Origin of the sequence: Pseudomonas sp. SMV7 (genome assembly GCF_052041995.1) — a bacterium.
In the GTDB taxonomy this organism is placed as follows: Bacteria; Pseudomonadota; Gammaproteobacteria; order Pseudomonadales; family Pseudomonadaceae; genus Aquipseudomonas.
Genome location: NZ_JBKGGT010000014.1, coordinates 59,848 through 78,150, shown reverse-complemented (window position 1 = coordinate 78,150; position 18,303 = coordinate 59,848). Strand labels below are relative to the sequence as shown.

Sequence of the window (18,303 nt, the reverse complement as noted above, 5' to 3'; positions counted from 1 at the left end):
ACCGCTCCCTGGAAGCCCGTATTTGCAGGCTTTCAGTTGGTTGGCACAGCCCTTGCTATAGCTTGGCCAACGATATTCCGGTCAACCTTCGAAGGTTTCCCCGACATGAGCATCAGTTTCGACAAGGCGCTTGGCATCCATGAAAAGGCCCTGGGCTTCCGCGCCCAGCGCGCCGAAGTGCTGGCCAACAACATCGCCAACGCCGACACGCCCAACTACAAGGCGCGTGACATGGACTTCGCTTCGGTGCTCGCCGCCGAAAGCGACAAGCAGCAGAGCGGCCGTTTCAGCCTCGACCGCACCAACAGCCGGCACATCGAGGCCGAAGGCCTGGCCATGGCCGACGATACCCTGAAGTACCGCACGCCGCTGCAGCCGTCGATCGACCAGAACACCGTGGACGCGCAGATCGAGCAATCGAACTACACCGAAAACGCGGTCGGCTTCCAGGCCAGCTTCACCTTGCTCAACAGTAAATTCAAAGGGCTGGTATCGGCCCTGCGGGGAGAATGACCATGTCCCTTTCCAGTGTCTTCAACATTGCCGGTAGCGGCATGAGTGCGCAGAACACGCGCCTGAACACCGTTGCTTCGAACATTGCCAACGCCGAGACCGTGTCCTCGAGCATCGACCAGACCTACCGCGCTCGCCACCCGGTGTTCGCCACTACCTTCCAGGATGCCCAGGCCGGCAGCAGCCAGTCGCTGTTCGAAGACCAGGGCGAAGCCGGGCAAGGCGTGCAGGTAAAAGGCATCGTCGAGGACCAGAGCAACCTCGAAGCCCGCTACGAGCCGAACCACCCGGCGGCGAACAAGGATGGCTATGTCTACTACCCGAACGTCAACGTGGTCGAGGAAATGGCCGACATGATTTCCGCCAGCCGGGCATTCCAGACCAACGCCGAGCTGATGAACACGGCCAAGAGCATGATGCAGAAAGTCCTGACCCTGGGTCAGTGATAAGGAAACCAGACCATGGCAATCGATACTACCGGCGTGAATCTCAACGAAGTGCTTGCGGCGTCGGGTGTGGGTACCAACACCAAGAAGACCGTGGACACCGCATCCAAGACCGGCACCGACTCGCTCGGCAAGGATGCCTTCCTGCAGTTGCTGGTGACCCAGATGCAGCACCAGAACCCGCTGGACCCGCAGGACAACGGTGAATTCGTTGCTCAGTTGGCGCAGTTCAGCAGCCTCGAGGGCATCACCTCGCTGAACGAATCGGTCAGTGCCATTACCAGTGCCATGGCCTCGTCCCAGGCACTGCAGGCGTCGTCGCTGGTCGGTCGCTCGGTGGTGGTGCAGAACGACAAGGCTATCGTCGATACCACCCAAAGCTTCAACGCGCAGTTCGTGGTACCGCAAGCCATCGGCGAAGCGAAGATCACCATCAAGGACAAGGACGGCAACACCGTCAAGACCATCGAACTGGGTGAGCAGAAGGCCGGTTACGCCGACTTCATCTGGGACGGTACCAACAATAGCGGCGCGAAAGTCGACCCGGGCACCTACACCTTCACCGCCAGCACCACGGTGGATGGCAAGGCCGTGCAGATGAACACGCTGTTGCCGGCCAAGGTGACCAGCGTCAGCTTCAGTTCCGCCGGCGAAATGGTGCTCAACCTCGCTGGCGTTGGCAAAGTGTCCCTCTCCGACGTGCAAACCATCGGTATCTAAGGCCCATTAGTGCGGCAAAAGGAGCGAATTCATGTCTTTCAATATCGGCCTTAGCGGTCTGTACGCAGCAAACAAGCAACTGGATGTCACCGGCAACAACATCGCCAACGTCAACACCACCGGTTTCAAGTCGTCGCGCGCCGAGTTCGCCGATGTCTATGCCGGTGCCAACCGCCTGGGCGTGGGCAAGAACCAGGTCGGTAACGGTGTGCGTCTGGCGGCCGTTTCCCAGCAGTTCACCCAGGGTGACGTCAACAACACCGGCAATGTGCTGGACATGGGTATCCAGGGGCAGGGCTTCTTCGTGCTGTCCGATAACGGCTCGCGCGTCTATACCCGTGCCGGTGCCTTCCAGGCCAGCAAGGACAACTTCGTGGTGACCTCGGACGGCCTGCGCCTGCAGGGTTATGCCGCTGACTCGACCGGCAAGATCCAGAAGGGCGTGCTGAGCGATCTGCAGATCGACACCTCGGCACTGCAGCCCAAGGCCACTTCCCTGATCGACCAGGGCATCAACCTGAACTCTTCGGCCGCTGACATCCCGCTGGAAGTCGACGATGGTACTGGTGCGATGGTGCCGAACCTGCCGTTCGACCCTGCTGACCAGAAGACCTACACCAAGTCCTTCCCGACCAAGGTGTACGACAGCCAGGGCAACGAGCACACCATGGAGCAGTTCTATCGCAAGACCGGCACCAATGAGTGGACCATGTACACCCTGGTTGACGGCCGTAACCCGTTCGACCCGTCCTCCACAGCACCGCTGACCGGCACCATCAGCTTCAACAGCGATGGCTCGGTCAAGGGCATGACGGCCGACAACACCGGCCACCCGGCGGGCTCGTCGTTCACCGTGACCAACAACACCTTCACCATGACCGGTTGGGTGCCAGCGGTGGAAGATTCGGCGGGTAACTGGATCGCCAATGGCGCGGCGGGCAATGCCGACGGCATGCGCCTGTCGATGAACAGCACCACCTCGTACAACACCGAGACCGCGCGCATGTCGCAGTCCCAGGATGGTTATGCGACCGGCATCCTGTCGAGCCTGAGCATCGACTCGACCGGCGTACTGTTCGCCAGCTTCAGCAACCAGCAGTCGCGTGCCATCGGCCAGGTCGCGCTGGCCAGCTTCGCCAACGAGCAGGGCCTGCAGCAGATCGGCGGTACCCGCTGGACCGAAACCTACACCTCCGGCATTCCGGGCATCGATGCGCCGAAGACCGGTACCCTGGGCAGCGTCGAGTCCAACTCGCTGGAAGCCTCCAACGTCAACCTGACCCAGGAACTGGTCGAGCTGATCAAGGCGCAGAGCAATTACCAGGCGAACGCCAAGACCATCTCCACCGAAAGCACCATCATGCAGACCGTCATCCAGATGGCCTGATGGTTGCTGGTTGAGCGTGTCAGGACGAACCCCTTTGTCGTGAAGGGGTTCGTTGTTTTTGCAGGGGGCGTCATGAAAAAACTGCTTGTCGCACTGGTTGCTGCAGCGTGCCTGTACCAGGCCCAGGCCGGCACCGCGCCGTGGTGGCGCTGGGAGAGCCAGGTGGATGGGCGCCTGGTCTGTTCGCAATGGCCGCCGGGGGAGGGCTGGAAGAAGTTTGCCGGGCCCTTCACCAATGGCGCTTGCCGCGAGCCTTGAAGGCGCCCGCGAAGAGCCCGGTACAAGTTTGCCGTCACCGGCAAGCAAGCGCCGGATAACCGGCGTTCAATACCCTGGCGGCACCCTTGAAAGCCCGTATTCACGGGCTTTTTCATGATTCTGAAAAGTTGGTTCGGAACTTGCTTTAGAGCCTGCACAGCAGCGGCGAGCGGCAAACGATCGCCAGTGCAGCGGAGGATGACTGTGGACAAGATGCTTTACGTGGCCATGACCGGCGCCAGCCAGAACGCGCTGGCGCAGAAGGCCCACGCCAACAACCTGGCGAACATTTCCACCAACGGTTTTCAGCGTGACCTGGAGCAGGCGCGCTCGATGCCGGTGTTCGGCGACAGCTTTCCGGCGCGGGCCTTTGCCATGACCGAGCGCCCGGCCACCGACTTCAGCGAAGGCCCGATGATCGAAACCGGGCGCGACCTGGACGTGACGGTGACCGGCAAAGGTTTCATTGCCGTGCAGGCGCCCGATGGCAGCGAAGCCTATGTGCGTACCGGCAGCCTGAACATCGACGCCCTGGGCGTGCTGCGTGCCGGCAACGGCATGCCGGTGATCGGCAATGGCGGCCCCATCGCCATCCCGCCAGAGCAGAAGGTTGAAGTCGGCGCCGACGGCACCATCAGCATCCGCTCCATGGGTGAAGACCCGCGGGTGATGGCCGAGGTCGACCGTATCAAGCTGGTCAACCCGGACAGCAAAGGCCTGACCAAAGGCCTGGACGGGCTGATCCATACCCGGGACGGCCAGCCCGCCGCCGCCGACGTCAACGTGCGGGTGGTGTCAGGCTTCCTGGAGGGCAGCAACGTCAACGCCGTGGAAGAAATGACTTCGGTGCTGGCGCTGTCCCGTCAATTCGAACTGCACGTCAAGATGATGAACGCGGCCAAGGAAGGCGACGAAGCCATGGCGCGTGTTTTGCAAATCGGCTAATCACATTTGAACGGGTGCCGTAAAACAGGCGCACGAGGAGAACTTACATGCTTCCGGCTCTTTGGGTCGCTAAAACCGGCCTGTCCGCCCAGGACACCAACCTGACGGTCATCTCCAACAACCTGGCCAACGTCTCGACCACCGGCTTCAAGCGTGATCGCGCAGAGTTCCAGGACTTGCTGTACCAGATCAAGCGCCAGCCAGGTGCGCAGTCCACCCAGGACAGCGAACTGCCTTCCGGCCTGCAGGTCGGTACCGGTGTGCGCATTGTCGGCACGCAGAAGAACTTCCAGACCGGCAGCCTGCAGACCACGGAAAACCCGCTGGACATGGCGGTCAACGGCCGTGGCTTCTTCCAGGTGTTGCAGCCCGATGGCACGGTTTCGTACACCCGTGACGGTACCTTCCACCTGAACTCCGATGGCCAGATCGTCACCGCCCAGGGTTTTGCCCTGGAGCCTGCGATCGTGGTGCCGAATGACGCCCAGACCTTCACCGTCGGCCAGGACGGCACCGTGTCGATCACCACCGCCGGCAACCCGGCAGCGCAGGTGATCGGCAATATCCAGACCGCCGACTTCATCAACCCGGCCGGCCTGCAGGCAATTGGCGACAACCTGTTCCTGGAGACCGCGGCCAGCGGCGCGCCGCAAGTCGGCACCCCGGGCCTGAACGGTTTCGGTACCACGCTGCAACAGACCCTGGAGAACTCCAACGTCAGCACCGTGGAAGAACTGGTGAACATGATCACCACCCAGCGTGCCTACGAGATGAACTCCAAGGTCATCTCCACCGCCGACCAGATGCTGTCGTTCGTTACCCAGCAGCTCTAAGCCCTAGTGCAGGTTCCACTCCCGTTACACCGTGAGGTAAGTGTCATGAAGCGTTTGTTGTCTGTGTTCGCCCTGGGGGGGGCGGTCGTGCTGGCAGGTTGCGTCGCGCCGACGCCCAAGCCGAACGACCCGTATTATGCGCCGGTCCTGCCGCGCACCCCGCTGCCGGCTGCAGCCAACAACGGTTCGATCTACCAGGCCGGTTTCGAGCAGAGCCTGTACACCGACCGCAAGGCGTTCCGCGTGGGTGACATCATCACCATCACCCTCAACGAGCGCACGTCGGCGAGCAAGAACGCAGGGTCGCAGATCCAGAAGAACAGCAACGCCAACATCGGCCTTACCTCGTTGTTCGGCAGCACGCCGAACACCAATAACCCGTTTGGCGGCGGAGACCTGTCGCTGGAAGCCGGCTATAACGGCGAGCGCACCACCAAGGGCGACAGCAAGGCCACCCAGGGCAACACCCTGACCGGCTCCATCACCGTGACCGTGGCCGAGGTGCTGCCCAACGGCATCGTCGCCGTGCGCGGCGAGAAGTGGATGACCCTGAACACCGGCGAGGAGCTGGTGCGTATCGCCGGCCTGATCCGGGCGGACGACATCGCTACCGACAACACCGTACCGTCCACCCGCGTGGCCGATGCGCGCATCACCTATTCGGGCACCGGCTCGTTCGCCGATGCCAGCCAGCCCGGTTGGCTGGATCGCTTCTTCATGAGCCCGCTTTGGCCCTTCTGAGTACGGATGAACATGTTCAACGTAAGGCAGCTGATTGCCGCGACCCTGCTCCTGTCCTGCGCGTTCGGTGCCCAAGCCGAGCGGCTGAAGGACATCGCCAGCATTTCTGGCGTGCGTTCCAACCAGTTGATCGGTTATGGCCTGGTGGTCGGGCTCAACGGCACGGGTGACCAGACCACCCAGACACCGTTCACCCTGCAAACCTTCAACAATATGCTGTCGCAGTTCGGCATCAAGGTACCGGCCGGCTCCGGCAACGTGCAGTTGAAGAACGTCGCGGCGGTGTCGGTGCATGCCGACCTGCCAGCGTTCGCCAAGCCGGGCCAGGTGGTGGACATTACCGTGTCTTCCATCGGTAACTCCAAGAGCCTGCGCGGCGGCAGCCTGCTGATGACGCCACTCAAGGGTATCGACGGTAACGTCTATGCCGTGGCCCAGGGCAACCTGGTGGTGGGTGGCTTCGATGCCGAAGGCCGTGACGGTTCCAAGATCACCGTCAACGTTCCGTCGGCCGGGCGCATCCCGGGCGGTGCCACGGTCGAACGGGCGGTGCCGAGCGGCTTCAACCAGGGCAACAGCCTGACCCTGAACCTCAACCGCCCCGACTTCACCACTGCCAAGCGCATCGTCGACAAGGTCAACGACCTGCTCGGCCCTGGCGTGGCCCAGGCCGTGGACGGTGGTTCGGTACGGGTCACCGCGCCGATGGACCCGAGCCAGCGTGTGGATTACCTGTCGATTCTGGAAAACCTCGAGATCGACCCGGGCCAGGCCGTGGCCAAGGTCATCATCAACTCGCGTACCGGTACCATCGTCATCGGCCAGAACGTCAAGGTGTCGCCGGCGGCGGTGACCCATGGCAGCCTGACCGTGACCATCACCGAAGACCCGATCGTCAGCCAGCCGGGGCCGTTCTCCAATGGCCAGACCGCCGTGGTACCGCGCTCGCGGGTCAATGCCGAGCAGGAAGCCAAGCCGATGTTCAAGTTCGGCCCGGGCACCACGCTGGATGAAATCGTCCGTGCGGTCAACCAGGTGGGGGCTGCACCCAGCGACCTGATGGCGATCCTCGAAGCCCTGAAACAGGCCGGCGCCTTGCAGGCCGACCTGATCGTGATCTGAGGACGGCGCGGATGAACAGTAAAAGCCTGGTTTCCGGCAGCGCCGACAGTGGTGCCTACACCGACCTCAACCGCCTGAGTTCGCTCAAGCACGGCGACCGCGACAGCGACGCCAACGTGCGTAAGGTGGCCCAGGAATTCGAGTCGCTGTTCATCAGCGAAATGCTCAAGGCCTCGCGCAAGGCCAGCGACGTGCTGGCCGACGACAACCCGATGAACACCGAGACGGTGAAGCAGTACCGTGACATGTACGACCAGCAGCTGGCGGTGAGCATGTCCCGCGAAGGCGGCGGTATCGGCCTGCAGGACGTGCTGGTGCGCCAGCTGTCCAAGAACAAGAGCGCGCCGGCCAACACCAGCCCGTTCCCGCGCATCGAGGGCAGCGCCCCGGCGCTGTGGGGCAGCAAGGTGGCCGAGCCGGTGCATGCCAGCCAGGCGAGCGCCAGCCGCAACGACGTGGCCGCGCTCAATTCGCGGCGTCTGGCGCTGCCGAGCAGGCTCACCGATCGCCTGCTGGCCGGCATCGTGCCGTCGGCCGCCACCACCAACAACGCTGCCGTGCCGGCGCGTGACGGCCAGCAGGTGGCCGAGGCCTTTGCCGTGCCGGACAACGGCCTGCGCATTCTCGGGCGTGCGGTGGCGCAGCCCCCGCTGGCACCGAAAAAGGCCTTCGCCGACAGCGACGAATTCATCACCACCATGCTGCCGATGGCCGAACAGGCGGCCAAGCGCATTGGTATCGACCCGCGCTACCTGGTGGCGCAGGCGGCGCTGGAAACCGGCTGGGGCAAATCGGTCATGCGCAACAGCGATGGCAGCAGCAGCCACAACCTGTTCGGCATCAAGGCCAGCGGCAACTGGGAAGGCGACTCGGCGCGGGCGATCACCAGCGAGTTCCGCGATGGCCAGTTCGTCAAGGAGACGGCGGCGTTCCGTTCCTACGACTCGTACCAGGACAGCTTCCACGACCTGGTCAGCCTGTTGCAGAACAATGCCCGCTATCAAGATGCGGTGAAATCTGCCGATAACCCAGAACAATTCGCGCGCGAACTGCAGAAGGCCGGGTACGCCACCGACCCGAACTACGCCAGCAAGATCTCGCAGATCGCAAAACAGATGAAGTCGTACGAGCACTACGCAATGCTCGGTACTGCAACGAAACTTTAAGGGCATGGAACCATGGCGAGTCTGATCAACATTGGTATGTCGGGGCTTGGCGCCGCGCAATCGGGGATGTACACCCTCGGTAACAACATTGCCAACGCCGATGTCGAAAGCTACTCACGCCAGCAGAACGTGCAGAAGACCAAGGGCGGGCAGCAAGTCGGCCAGGTCTTCATCGGTAGCGGCACCACGCTGGCCGATGTGCGCCGGGTGTACAACGCGTTTCTGGAAAACCAGCTGCGCAGCACCACTTCATTGAGCAGCGATGCCTCCACGTACCTGAACCAGATCACGCCGCTGGATACCGCCCTGTCCAGCAGCGATACCGGCATCACCGCTGCGCTGCAAAGCTTCTTCGGTGCCCTGCAGGATGCCGCGGCCAAGCCCACCGAGGACGCCTCGCGGCAACTGCTGCTGACCAGCGCGCAGTCGCTGGCCAAGCGTTTCAACACCCTGTCGGCGCAGTTCAACCAGCAGAACAGCGACATCAACGCCAACATGGCGTCGCTCGCCGATCAGGTGAACAACCTGACCAAGAGCATCGCAGACCTCAACGACCAGATTTCTCGCGTCACGTCCATCTCCGGCCAGCCCAACGACCTGCTCGACCAGCGCGATGGCGCGGTGCGCGAGCTGAGCAAACTGATCGGTGCCGATGTGGTGGAGCGCGACGGCAACTACGACGTCTACCTGAAAAATGGCCAGGCCCTGGTCCTCGGCAAGACCACCCAGACCCTGGGCGTGGAACCAAGCGCGACCGACCCGACCCGGATGAGCCTGATCCTCAACCGTGGCTCGACCAAGATGGACATCACCGGCACCACCAGCGGTGGCGAGCTGGGTGGCCTGATCCGCTACCGCAAGGAAACCCTCGATCCTGCCGTCAACGAGCTGGGCCGCGTGGCCCTGGTGGTGGCGGATGCAATCAACAGCCAGCTGGCCCAGGGTATCGACAAGAACGGTAACTTCGGCGCCACCCTGTTCGGCGACATCAACAGCGCCGCGGCCATCAGCCAGCGCAGTATTGCCAAGGCCGGCAACAGTGCCGGCTCCGGCAACCTTGACGTGACCATCAAGGACACCGGCAAACTGTCCACCAGCGATTACCAGGTGACCTTCACCAGCGCCACCGGCTACAGCGTGCGCAAGCTGCCGGAAGGCACCGACATGGGCAGCTTCGACCTCGGCGACACGCCGCCGCCGGTCATCGACGGCTTCACCCTGTCGCTCAACGGTGGCGGCCTGAGTGCCGGCGACAGCTTCAAGATCACCCCGACCCGCAACGCTGCGGCCGGCATCGACACCGTGCTCACCGACCCCAAGCGCCTGGCCCTGGCCGCGCCGCTGACCGCTACCAGCGGGGCGGGTAACAAGGGCACTGGCGTGATCACCCAGCCGACGCTGACCTCCGAGCTGGACATCTACGATGCCGCTCAGCGTTCGCAGCTGCAGGCCGGCCTGAAGTACTCCACCCCGGTCAAGCTGGTATTCGGTGACGACACCACCTCGCCCCAGGCCTACAAGATGTACGACGCCAAGGGCACCGAGATCGGCAGCGGCACCATTCTGCCGGGCCAGGAGAACAAGCTGCAGCTGTCGGTGCCGATGGTCGATGGCAACGGCAATTCGCTGGGCGCCAGCTTCAACTTCGAGATGAGTGTTTCCGGCGCCCCGAAAAACGGTGACAGCTACACCGTGGCGCTGACCGGCGCAGGCTCGGCGGACAACCGCAATGGCCAGTCGGTACTCGACCTGCAGACCCGGTCCACGGTCGAGGTCGGCGCCAACGGCAAGGGCATCAGCTTCACCGATGCCTACGCCAAGCTGGTTTCCAACGTCGGCGGCAAGGCCGGCCAGGCGCAGATGGACAGCGATGCCACCTCGGCCTTGCATACGTCTGCGCTGGACAGCCGCAACGGCCTGTCGGGGGTGTCGGTCGACGAAGAGACCGGCAACCTGATCAAGTTCCAGCAGTACTACACCGCGTCGTCGCAGATCATCAAGGCGGCCCAGGAAACCTTCGCCACCCTGATCAACAGTCTTTAAGGAGCCGTAGATCGTGAGCGTACGCATCTCCACTTCGCAGTTCTACAACACCAACCAGGCCAACTATCAGCGCAACTTCGCCAACACGGTGAAGACCCAGCAGGAAGCCTCCGATGGCATCCGCGTGCGTTCGGCCAAGGACGACCCGGTTGGCGCGGCTCGCCTGCTGCAGCTGGAGCAGCAGCAGAACCTGCTGAAGCAGTACTCGGGCAACATCACCAGCGTGCGCAACGCGCTGGGCACTGCCGAAAGCACGCTGAACTCGATCGGCACCATCCTGCAGCGGGTCAACGAGCTGGCGGTAAGCTCCGGCAACGGTTCGATGACCGACGCCGATCGCAAGGCCAATGCCGACGAACTCGCCTCGCTCGAAGACCAGCTGTTCACCCTGATGAACAGCAGGGACGAAAATGGCAAGTACATCTTCTCCGGCTCCAAGGGCGATACGCCGCCCTACGTGCGCAACGCAGATGGCACCTACAGCTACCAGGGCGACCAGGGCAAGCTGAGCCTGCAGGTTGGCGACATGCTCACCCTGGCGGCCAACGAGACCGGCTACGACGCCTTCGAGCAGGCGCTCAATACCAGCCGCAGCCAGACCGCGCTGACTGCACCCGCCACCGATGATGGCCGGGTCAGCCTGTCCAACGGCCAGGTATCGGGCAGCGCGACCTACAACGACCGGTTCCGTGGCGGCGAGCCGTACACCATCGAGTTCATCAGCAGCACTGAATACAAGATCACTGACGCCAACAACAATGACGTCACGCTCGAAGCCAGCCAGGGCGGCAAGTTCGACCCCAACGGCGACAACACCACCATCAGTTTCCGTGGCGTCGACCTGCGCCTGGACATCAGTTTCCAGGCTGGCGACAAGGGCAACGAAGACGCGGTCATCGCCGGGCACACCTTTACCCTGAGCTCCCGCGCAGATGAAGTGTCCGGGACCCGCAGCCCGGGTAACAGCTCTTCCGAGCAGGTTACCGGCGCGACCATCACCGATCAGGCTGCCTACGATGCAGCATTTCCTTCCGGTGGTGCGGTGCTCAAGTTCACTGGCACCAACAGCTTCGAGCTGTATGCGGCACCCGTGACTGCCGATAGCCGGCCGGTGGCCTCCGGTGTCCTCGGCGGGGCAGGCGGTACCACTGCGACAGCGGCAGGTGTCAGCTTCGAGTTGTCGGGCGCCCCGAACGCCGGTGATTCGTTCGCGATCAAGGTCGACACCCATCAGACCCAGAATGTGCTGGATACGATCGGCAAGCTGCGCGCCGCGCTGAACAGCCCGGTGGATGGCGACCCGGTGGCCCGGCAGCAGTTCCGGGCATCCCTGGATGCGGCCATCGGCAACATTGCCAGTGCCACCAACCAGGTGTCGGCCTCGGTCAGCGCCATTGGTGGCCGTGGCCAGGCACTGGACGTGCAGTCCGAGACCAACGAAGCGCTGAATACCGAAAATGCCAAGACCCAGAGCTCGATTCGCGAAAGCGACCCGGCCGAGGTGATGCTGCGCCTGCAGATGCAGACCAACATGCTGCAGGCTTCGTTGCAGGCCTATGCCAAGGTCGCCGGGCTGTCCTTGGTCAATTACATCTGATACCTCTCCTGGCGTCATCTGCGGGCCAGCCCAGACGGTGCTGGCCACGCCGTTCTTCAAGGTCATTACCGTGAGCCAACAGCCCCTCGTCAGCATTGCCATCCCGGCCTTCAACCCCGAGTTCTTCCGCGCCACCCTGCTCAGTGCGTTGGAGCAGGATTACCCGATGCTCGAGGTGCTGGTCTGCGACGACAGCCGCGGCCCGGAGATCGCGGCAATCGTCGATGCGGTGATGAGCGAAACCGGCAAGCCGGTGCGCTACGTGCGCAACCCGCAGACCCTGGGGTTCGCCCGTAACCTGATGGTGTGCCTGGAGCATGCCCGGGGGCCGTTGCTCAAGTTTCTCTGTGATGATGACCGGCTGTTCCCCGAATGCGTCGGCTTGCAGGCCAGGCTCATGGCGCAGCATGCCGATGTCAGCATGACCATCTGCCAGCGCATGCTGTGCGCGGCAGACGACGCCTTGTTGCCGCCGCGCATGCTCAACGCGGTGATGTGCCCGGAGGACGCGGTGGTCAAGGGCAGTGACCTGCTCGAAGCGCTGGAGACCAACGCGCCCAACCTGTTCGGCGGGCTGAGCCACGCGCTGCTGCGCCGCGACCTGGTGGCCGAGTTCCTGCCAGCGCTGGTGCAGGACGGCAGCGGCTTCGTCGCGCGCCTGGACATGGCGCTGTACATCTGCCTCATGCGTCGTGGCAACCTCGGCCACCTGTCACGTTTTCTCAGCATGGAGCGCCTGCACCCTGCGCGCCTGAGTTACCAGGCCGGCATGACCATGGCGTTCCCCATCGAGACCGACTGGCTCAAGGCGATGCTGGCGGCACGGGCGAGCGAGGCTGCGCCGGCCAGTGGCTGGGTACGCTACCTGCCGCTGGAGCGTTACCAGGGGGAGGCCGAGGCGCAATGGGAAGAATACGAGCTGAACCGGCTGTATAGCGCGCAGCAGGCGCGCCAGGGGCAGCAGGTGGGCACCGATTGCCTGTCTTTCGAAGAGGTGTATGCCCAATGGCTGGAATGCCGCAGCTTGTCCGAGGCCCAGCAGCGGGCGCTGCCCAAGCGCATCGAGCAATGGGGCTGGCAGCCGCGCATCGTCCCGGTGATCTGGGCCGAAGCGGGGGAAGAGCAGGCCTTGCGCGCGACCCTCGACAGCCTGGCCGCGCAGTCCTATGGCGCGGCCCGCTGCTGGCTGCTGGCGCCTGCGGCGCTGGAGCTGGCTGACTCGGTCGGGGTCGAACGCATGCTCGTGCAGGGTAATGGCCTGGCCCAGGTACAGGCGCGCCTGGCGCGGGCCGATGATGCCGACTGGGTCTTGCTGCTGCGCGCTGGCGACCGCCTGGTGCCGCATGCCCTGGCGATCATGGGTGAGCGCATGGCGCTGCGCGAACGGGCCTGTATCTATGTCGACGAAGGCAGCCACGACAGCCTGCGCCCGACAACGCCGATCTTCAAGCCAGACTTCAACCTCGACCTGATGCGCAGCCTGCCCTATGTCGGGCGGGTCCTGGCCTTCAACTGTGCAGCGCTGCGCCAGGTCGGTGGCTTCGACCCGGACTTCGGCCTGCTCGCGCCCCACGACCTGCTCTGGCGCCTGGCCGAAAGCCAGGGCTTGCAGGCAATCGAGCACATCGACGAACTGCTGGTGCACTGCCAATGGGACTATGGCCAGTGGCTGCACGACCCGCGCTGCGTGCAGCAGGCGCCACGCGTGGTGCGCGCCCACCTGCAGCGGCTGGGTGTCGATGCCGAGGTGGTCGGTGCCGAAGGCGTGCCCTTGTGCCGGGTGGCGTACCAGCACCCGACGCCAGCCAGGGTTTCGATCCTGCTGGCGCTCGGTGACCACCTTGGCACGGCAATGCGTTGTGTCGAGTCGCTGTTCGAACACACCCAGTATGGCCACTTCGAGGTGCTGCTGATTGCCTCGCCGGATACACCGGCCGACCTGCGCCAGTGGCTGGAGGCCATGCAGGGGCTTGGCAGCGATCAGTTGCGTGTCGTCGAGGTCGCCAGCGGCAGCCAGGTGCTGCAGCTGAACCAGGCCAGCGAGGCTGCCCGTGGCGAGTACTTGCTGATGCTCGACAGTGCCTGCATCGCCTTCGACCGGCCATGGCTGGGGGAGATGATGGCCCACGCCCAGCGCCCGGAGGTCGGCGTGGTGGCGCCCAAGCTGTGTACCCACACCGGCGAAGTCTTTGGCGCCGGGCTGGTGCTGGGGCTGCATGGTGGCGTCAGCAGCCCGTTCGTCGGCATGCCGGCTGACAGCGGTGGCTACATGCTGCGGCTCAAAGCCGTGCAGAACTGGAGTGCGCTGAGCCTCGACTGCCTGCTGGTGCGCCGCGACCTGTTCGCGACGCTGGGTGGTTTCGATGTGCAGGGCCTGAAGGGGGGGCTGCAGGACGCCGACCTCTGCCTGCGCATCCGCGAACAAGGCTACCTGGCGGTGTGGACACCCCAAGCGGTGCTCGGCCGCTTCGCTTCGACCCGCGATGTAGCGGTGGACAGCCAGCGCAAGCTGCTGGACAAAGACATCTTCCATGAACGCTGGTTGCCCAAGGTTGCCCGTGACCCGGCCTACAACCGTAACCTGAGCCTGAAAATGGCCAGCTTCAATCTCGACGCCGGACAACGCCGTGGCTGGGACCCGTTCATCAGCCGTGTGCTGCCGTCGGTGCTGGCGTTGCCGATCAATACATCCGCGGTCGGACACTACCGGGTGGCACAGCCGTTTACCGAACTGGAGCGCGCCGGCTGGATCCAGGGCCGGCTTGATTTCAGTACGCCGGAGATGATCGAGATCGAGCGTGAGAAGCCCGACGTGATGATCTTGCAGTGCCGCTACACATCCAGTTCCATCGAGGAAATCACGCGCTTCAAGCGTCTGTCCAATGCCCGGCGCATCTTCGAGATCGACGACTACATTATCGATGTGCCAAAAAAGAATGCCCATGCCCGCAACATCCCGGCGGACATGCGTGATCGGGTGACGCGCGGCATCGCGCTGTGCGATCGACTGGTGGTCTCTACCCAGCCGCTGGCCGATGCGTTGTCGGATATGCACCATGACATCCGGGTGGTGCCCAACATGCTTGCCGCCCCGCTGTGGGCCGGGCTGAGCAGTGAGCGGCAAAGCAGTGCACGTCCGCGGGTGGGCTGGGCTGGTGGTACCAGTCATCGCGGCGACCTGGAGCTGCTGCTGGATGTGATCAAGACACTGGCCGACCAGGTCGACTGGGTGTTCTTTGGCATGTGCCCAGATGTGCTACGCCCCTACATCAAGGAATTCCATGCCGGCGTGCCCCTGGCGCTGTACCCGCAGAAGCTGGCCAGTCTCAACCTCGACTTGGCCTTGGCACCGCTGGAGCAGAACCTGTTCAACGACTGCAAGAGTAACCTTCGTTTGCTCGAGTACGGTGCATGCGGTTTCCCGGTGATCTGCACAGATACCAAGGCCTACGGCGGCTATCTGCCATGTACCCGGGTGCGTGACAACACCACCGAACAGTGGCTGGATGCGATTCGCATGCACCTGGCCGACCCTGAGGCTAGCTATCGCCAGGGTGATGCCCTGCGTGAGGCAGTACTACGGGACTATGTGTTGATGCCACAGCATCTGCAGCAGTGGTCGAATGCCTGGCTGGCAGACTGATATTTTCGCGTTCGTTGCGAGCGGGCGCCCAACTCTCCCTTCTAAGGTGCTTTATGGCAGATATCGCAAACGGATCGCGCAGTGACGTCACGGTAGTGTTGCTTGGTCATGACCAAGCGGCTCATCGTGAGCGGGCATTGCACTACTACCGCCGAGCGGGCACTGCTTGCCTGGCCGTGGATGCGCTTGAGACACACAGCCCCGGTACGGTGTGCAGCGCGCGCCTGGAGCAGGTGCTACAGCAGGTTGCCACGCCGTTGGTCAACCTCGCCCTAGATGCCGACTTCGTACAGGCCCCGGCACTGGACAGCGCGGCTGCCTGCCTGAATGCCAATCCGCTGGCGCTTGGCGCCCAGGGCTACGCCTTGGGATACGTCCCGGGCAATAGCCAAGTGGCCTATTACAAGGTCGGTCACCCATTCCCGGAGTTGGAAGAAGAGGGCGCGTTGGCACGCATGAGTGTGCACGCCTTGGCCAACCAACCGGCCTGGCGTGCCGTGGTCAGGGTCGAGGGCTTGCGTGCAGTGCTTGCCAGCTTGCCAGAGGATCTGGATTTCTCCAGTTGGCGCGTGGCGCTGTCGTTGGCTCTGCTGGCGGAAGGGCAAATCATCCCGTTGGACCAGACCGACGTTATCTGTGAGCTAGCGCCGCGCAGTGTGTCGGCGGTAGCCAGGGAAGAGGAGCTGGTGCGAACCGTACGCCGGCTACGCGCGTGGGACGCCGAACGCGAGAGCGTATTCACAGGCGATTCTGGCTTTATGGTACTCAATCGTCTGGTGCGTGGCAGCTATGATGCGGGTGAGCCGCCGCTGTTGTTCACTTCATGCTGGACCAGCGTGATCGCGGACCCGGATCGGCAGTTCGAGCCGCGGCAGTATGTGGAAATGCCGTACTACCAGAATGGCCTGTTTCAGCGTCTCACCCAGCTCGAGTTCCTCTGCCATGCCTGGCCGACCGGGCGCGAGCACCGTCATGCGCTGGAGGGCACCTGGGTGCGTCAGCGTGAATTGCTTGAAGTGCACCCCAACGACACTACCGAGAGCCTGCAGCAGCGTTATTGGCAGGCCTTGGCATTGGGGTTGTTCAGCCGGGACGTCTGCCAACGCTTGCTGGCGACATTAACGGGCGAAGAGCATGCAGAGAAGCTCCGCGAGTTGGGAGCTTGGCTCGAGCGCCTCGACGGCGTGCCCGGCCAGGACGTACCAGGATGGCTGGCGACCACCGGCTCTGGTCAGCTTTTGCAGGACTTGGCTGATGCAACGCCGACGTCAGCTGTACGTCAGCGGGTGCTTGCCCAGTTGGCCAAGCGCCCGGGGCCGCAGATCGGCTTCATGGTCGTCGATCTGCAAGATGACGACCTTGCCTTGCAGGCCACGTTCGATAGCCTGCTGGCAACGGGCCTGCGGAATTTCAAGCTGGTGGTCCTCAAGGCTGGGAAACCTCCGGCCATCACTACTGCACGGGACACCCTACATTTCATCCAGGTGGAACCAGGCAACTGGGTGTCCCACCTGAACCAGGCGGCGCGCCAGTTGCCAAGTGAATGGCTGATGCTGCTGCACGCGGGGGACGTGCTTGCTGGCGGTGGGCTGCTGCGCTTGCAGTTGGAACTGGCTGAGTCGCCAGCCTGCGATGCGATCTGTGCCGATGAGGTACAGCGTGATGGGGAGGGGCGCCTGGTGGGTATCAGGCGCCCTGGCAGTGACCTTGACGTGCTGCGTAGCCAGCCAGGCCTGATGTCGCGTCACTGGCTACTGCGCCGCCAGCTCGTGCTTGATCTCGGTGGCTTCGACAGCCGTCTCGGACATGCGTTGGAATATGATCTGTTGCTGCGTTTGGTAGAGGAGCGTGGTGTCGGTGGCCTGGCGCACATGGATGAGTATTTGGTGATCGGACAGCAAGCTCCGGAGCCGATGTCCTCCGAAGCGCTGGAGATTCTTGACCGCCATCTGAAGCGACTGGGTTACCGTGGGCAGGTAATTGATCGGGGTGCTGATGGGCTGGCCATCGATTTTCGCCACAGCTCAACGCCGTTAGTCAGCGTGCTGATAGCCCATGAGGGCGATCGGTCTGCGCTTGAGCGCAGTCTCACCTGCCTTTTCCAGCGCACGCGTTATCCTCGCTTTGAGGTCCTACTCGCTTGTACTCATGAGCAGCATGCGCGGGTGGCGGAGGCTCTTCAGCCGTTCGCCTCGCGCGTACGCCTGGTGGTCGCCGAGGCGGCAGAAAACCTGCTCAACCAGGCAGCACGGCAAGCACGGGGCGACTATCTGGTGTTGCTGGGGGAACGATGCCAAGTGATTACTCCGGCCTGGCTGGAATCTCTGCTCAACCAGGCGCAGCGACCGGAGGTTGGGGTGGTCGGCGCGCGCCTGGTCGACAGCGATGGCACCATCGCACATGCCGGTTACGACTTGCTGGCCGGGCCGAGCGTGCATGCACCCTGGGTTGGTTTGCAGGGCGGCGCGGGCAGTTCGGATTACTGGCTTGGCGCCGTGCGTGGATGCCCGGCGGTGTCAGGTAATTGTCTGATGGTGCGGACCCAGGTGTTCGAGCAGTGTGGCGGTTTGCAAGCGGTGGCGGCAGCCGATATCGACTTGTGCCTTGCAGTTGCCGCTGCTGGCAGCCTGGTGGTGTGGGTACCGCAGGCGCAACTGGCGGTCGACGGCGCAGTGGTTCCGGACACCGCAACGGCGCAGGTATTGCTGGCAAAATGGCCTGGCGCGTTCACCCGCGAGGTGGCCGTTGACGGCCAGTCGGTTTGCGCCGAGGCGAGTTGGCTCAAGCCGTTCAAGTAGCTGGCGCGGGAATTGCAAAAGCCGGGCATATGCCCGGTTTTTTTTGCTGGGTGGCAATTAATTGACAGGCTTGGCGCTTGGTTTCTCGTGG

Annotated in this window: 14 protein-coding genes; all 14 read left to right on the top strand. The window is 63.4% G+C overall.

What is annotated here, in order from left to right; all coding sequences use genetic code 11:
* The first annotated feature begins 105 nt into the window (after positions 1 to 105).
* Positions 106 to 513: a flagellar basal body rod protein FlgB gene (gene flgB / locus ACLEJP_RS17755; RefSeq protein WP_225778706.1), complete on the top strand. Its 408-nt coding sequence runs from the start codon at positions 106 to 108 to the stop codon at positions 511 to 513.
* Between the two features lie 2 nt (positions 514 to 515).
* Positions 516 to 959, top strand: coding sequence for a flagellar basal body rod protein FlgC (gene flgC / locus ACLEJP_RS17750; protein ID WP_085623112.1), 444 nt, complete (start codon positions 516 to 518; stop codon positions 957 to 959).
* 15 nt (positions 960 to 974) lie between these two features.
* Positions 975 to 1,679: a flagellar hook assembly protein FlgD gene (flgD, locus tag ACLEJP_RS17745; protein WP_440808440.1), complete on the top strand. Its 705-nt coding sequence runs from the start codon at positions 975 to 977 to the stop codon at positions 1,677 to 1,679.
* A 31-nt stretch (positions 1,680 to 1,710) separates the two neighbouring features.
* A complete protein-coding gene (gene flgE, locus ACLEJP_RS17740; protein WP_440808438.1) occupies positions 1,711 to 3,066 on the top strand; it encodes a flagellar hook protein FlgE in 1,356 nt (451 codons plus the stop codon).
* 72 nt (positions 3,067 to 3,138) lie between these two features.
* Entirely contained in the window at positions 3,139 to 3,324 is a 186-nt protein-coding gene (locus ACLEJP_RS17735) for a hypothetical protein (protein WP_289130957.1), read from the top strand.
* Positions 3,325 to 3,528: 204 nt separating this feature from the next.
* Positions 3,529 to 4,269 (top strand): flagellar basal body rod protein FlgF, encoded by a 741-nt coding sequence (locus ACLEJP_RS17730; RefSeq protein WP_225778703.1) that lies wholly within the window; start codon positions 3,529 to 3,531, stop codon positions 4,267 to 4,269.
* Positions 4,270 to 4,316: 47 nt separating this feature from the next.
* Positions 4,317 to 5,102: a flagellar basal-body rod protein FlgG gene (flgG, locus tag ACLEJP_RS17725; protein ID WP_170031158.1), complete on the top strand. Its 786-nt coding sequence runs from the start codon at positions 4,317 to 4,319 to the stop codon at positions 5,100 to 5,102.
* Between the two features lie 45 nt (positions 5,103 to 5,147).
* Positions 5,148 to 5,843 (top strand): flagellar basal body L-ring protein FlgH, encoded by a 696-nt coding sequence (gene flgH / locus ACLEJP_RS17720; RefSeq protein WP_289130956.1) that lies wholly within the window; start codon positions 5,148 to 5,150, stop codon positions 5,841 to 5,843.
* 12 nt (positions 5,844 to 5,855) lie between these two features.
* Positions 5,856 to 6,965 carry a flagellar basal body P-ring protein FlgI gene (locus tag ACLEJP_RS17715; RefSeq protein ID WP_015271237.1) on the top strand — a complete coding sequence of 370 codons (1,110 nt, stop codon included), beginning with the start codon at positions 5,856 to 5,858 and terminating at the stop codon, positions 6,963 to 6,965.
* An 11-nt stretch (positions 6,966 to 6,976) separates the two neighbouring features.
* Positions 6,977 to 8,131 (top strand): flagellar assembly peptidoglycan hydrolase FlgJ, encoded by a 1,155-nt coding sequence (gene flgJ / locus ACLEJP_RS17710; protein ID WP_440808433.1) that lies wholly within the window; start codon positions 6,977 to 6,979, stop codon positions 8,129 to 8,131.
* A gap of 12 nt (positions 8,132 to 8,143) precedes the next feature.
* Positions 8,144 to 10,174: a flagellar hook-associated protein FlgK gene (flgK, locus tag ACLEJP_RS17705; RefSeq protein ID WP_440808432.1), complete on the top strand. Its 2,031-nt coding sequence runs from the start codon at positions 8,144 to 8,146 to the stop codon at positions 10,172 to 10,174.
* A 13-nt stretch (positions 10,175 to 10,187) separates the two neighbouring features.
* Positions 10,188 to 11,771 carry a flagellar hook-associated protein 3 gene (locus ACLEJP_RS17700; protein WP_440808429.1) on the top strand — a complete coding sequence of 528 codons (1,584 nt, stop codon included), beginning with the start codon at positions 10,188 to 10,190 and terminating at the stop codon, positions 11,769 to 11,771.
* Positions 11,772 to 11,841: 70 nt separating this feature from the next.
* Complete coding sequence (locus ACLEJP_RS17695) at positions 11,842 to 15,414, top strand: glycosyltransferase (protein ID WP_440808428.1); 3,573 nt, start codon at positions 11,842 to 11,844, stop codon at positions 15,412 to 15,414.
* A gap of 53 nt (positions 15,415 to 15,467) precedes the next feature.
* Positions 15,468 to 18,212: a glycosyltransferase gene (locus ACLEJP_RS17690; protein ID WP_440808425.1), complete on the top strand. Its 2,745-nt coding sequence runs from the start codon at positions 15,468 to 15,470 to the stop codon at positions 18,210 to 18,212.
* Positions 18,213 to 18,303 lie beyond the last annotated feature (91 nt).

Bases quoted from the DNA above. Each gene is read 5' to 3' on its own strand.
- flgC (WP_085623112.1), top strand. From the start codon at position 516: ATGTCCCTTTCCAGTGTCTTCAACATTGCCGGTAGCGGCATGAGTGCG.
- ACLEJP_RS17715 (WP_015271237.1), top strand. From the start codon at position 5,856: ATGTTCAACGTAAGGCAGCTGATTGCCGCGACCCTGCTCCTGTCCTGC.
- flgH (WP_289130956.1), top strand. From the start codon at position 5,148: ATGAAGCGTTTGTTGTCTGTGTTCGCCCTGGGGGGGGCGGTCGTGCTG.
- flgG (WP_170031158.1), top strand. From the start codon at position 4,317: ATGCTTCCGGCTCTTTGGGTCGCTAAAACCGGCCTGTCCGCCCAGGAC.
- flgD (WP_440808440.1), top strand. From the start codon at position 975: ATGGCAATCGATACTACCGGCGTGAATCTCAACGAAGTGCTTGCGGCG.
- flgE (WP_440808438.1), top strand. From the start codon at position 1,711: ATGTCTTTCAATATCGGCCTTAGCGGTCTGTACGCAGCAAACAAGCAA.
- flgK (WP_440808432.1), top strand. From the start codon at position 8,144: ATGGCGAGTCTGATCAACATTGGTATGTCGGGGCTTGGCGCCGCGCAA.
- flgB (WP_225778706.1), top strand. From the start codon at position 106: ATGAGCATCAGTTTCGACAAGGCGCTTGGCATCCATGAAAAGGCCCTG.
- ACLEJP_RS17690 (WP_440808425.1), top strand. From the start codon at position 15,468: ATGGCAGATATCGCAAACGGATCGCGCAGTGACGTCACGGTAGTGTTG.
- flgJ (WP_440808433.1), top strand. From the start codon at position 6,977: ATGAACAGTAAAAGCCTGGTTTCCGGCAGCGCCGACAGTGGTGCCTAC.
- ACLEJP_RS17735 (WP_289130957.1), top strand. From the start codon at position 3,139: ATGAAAAAACTGCTTGTCGCACTGGTTGCTGCAGCGTGCCTGTACCAG.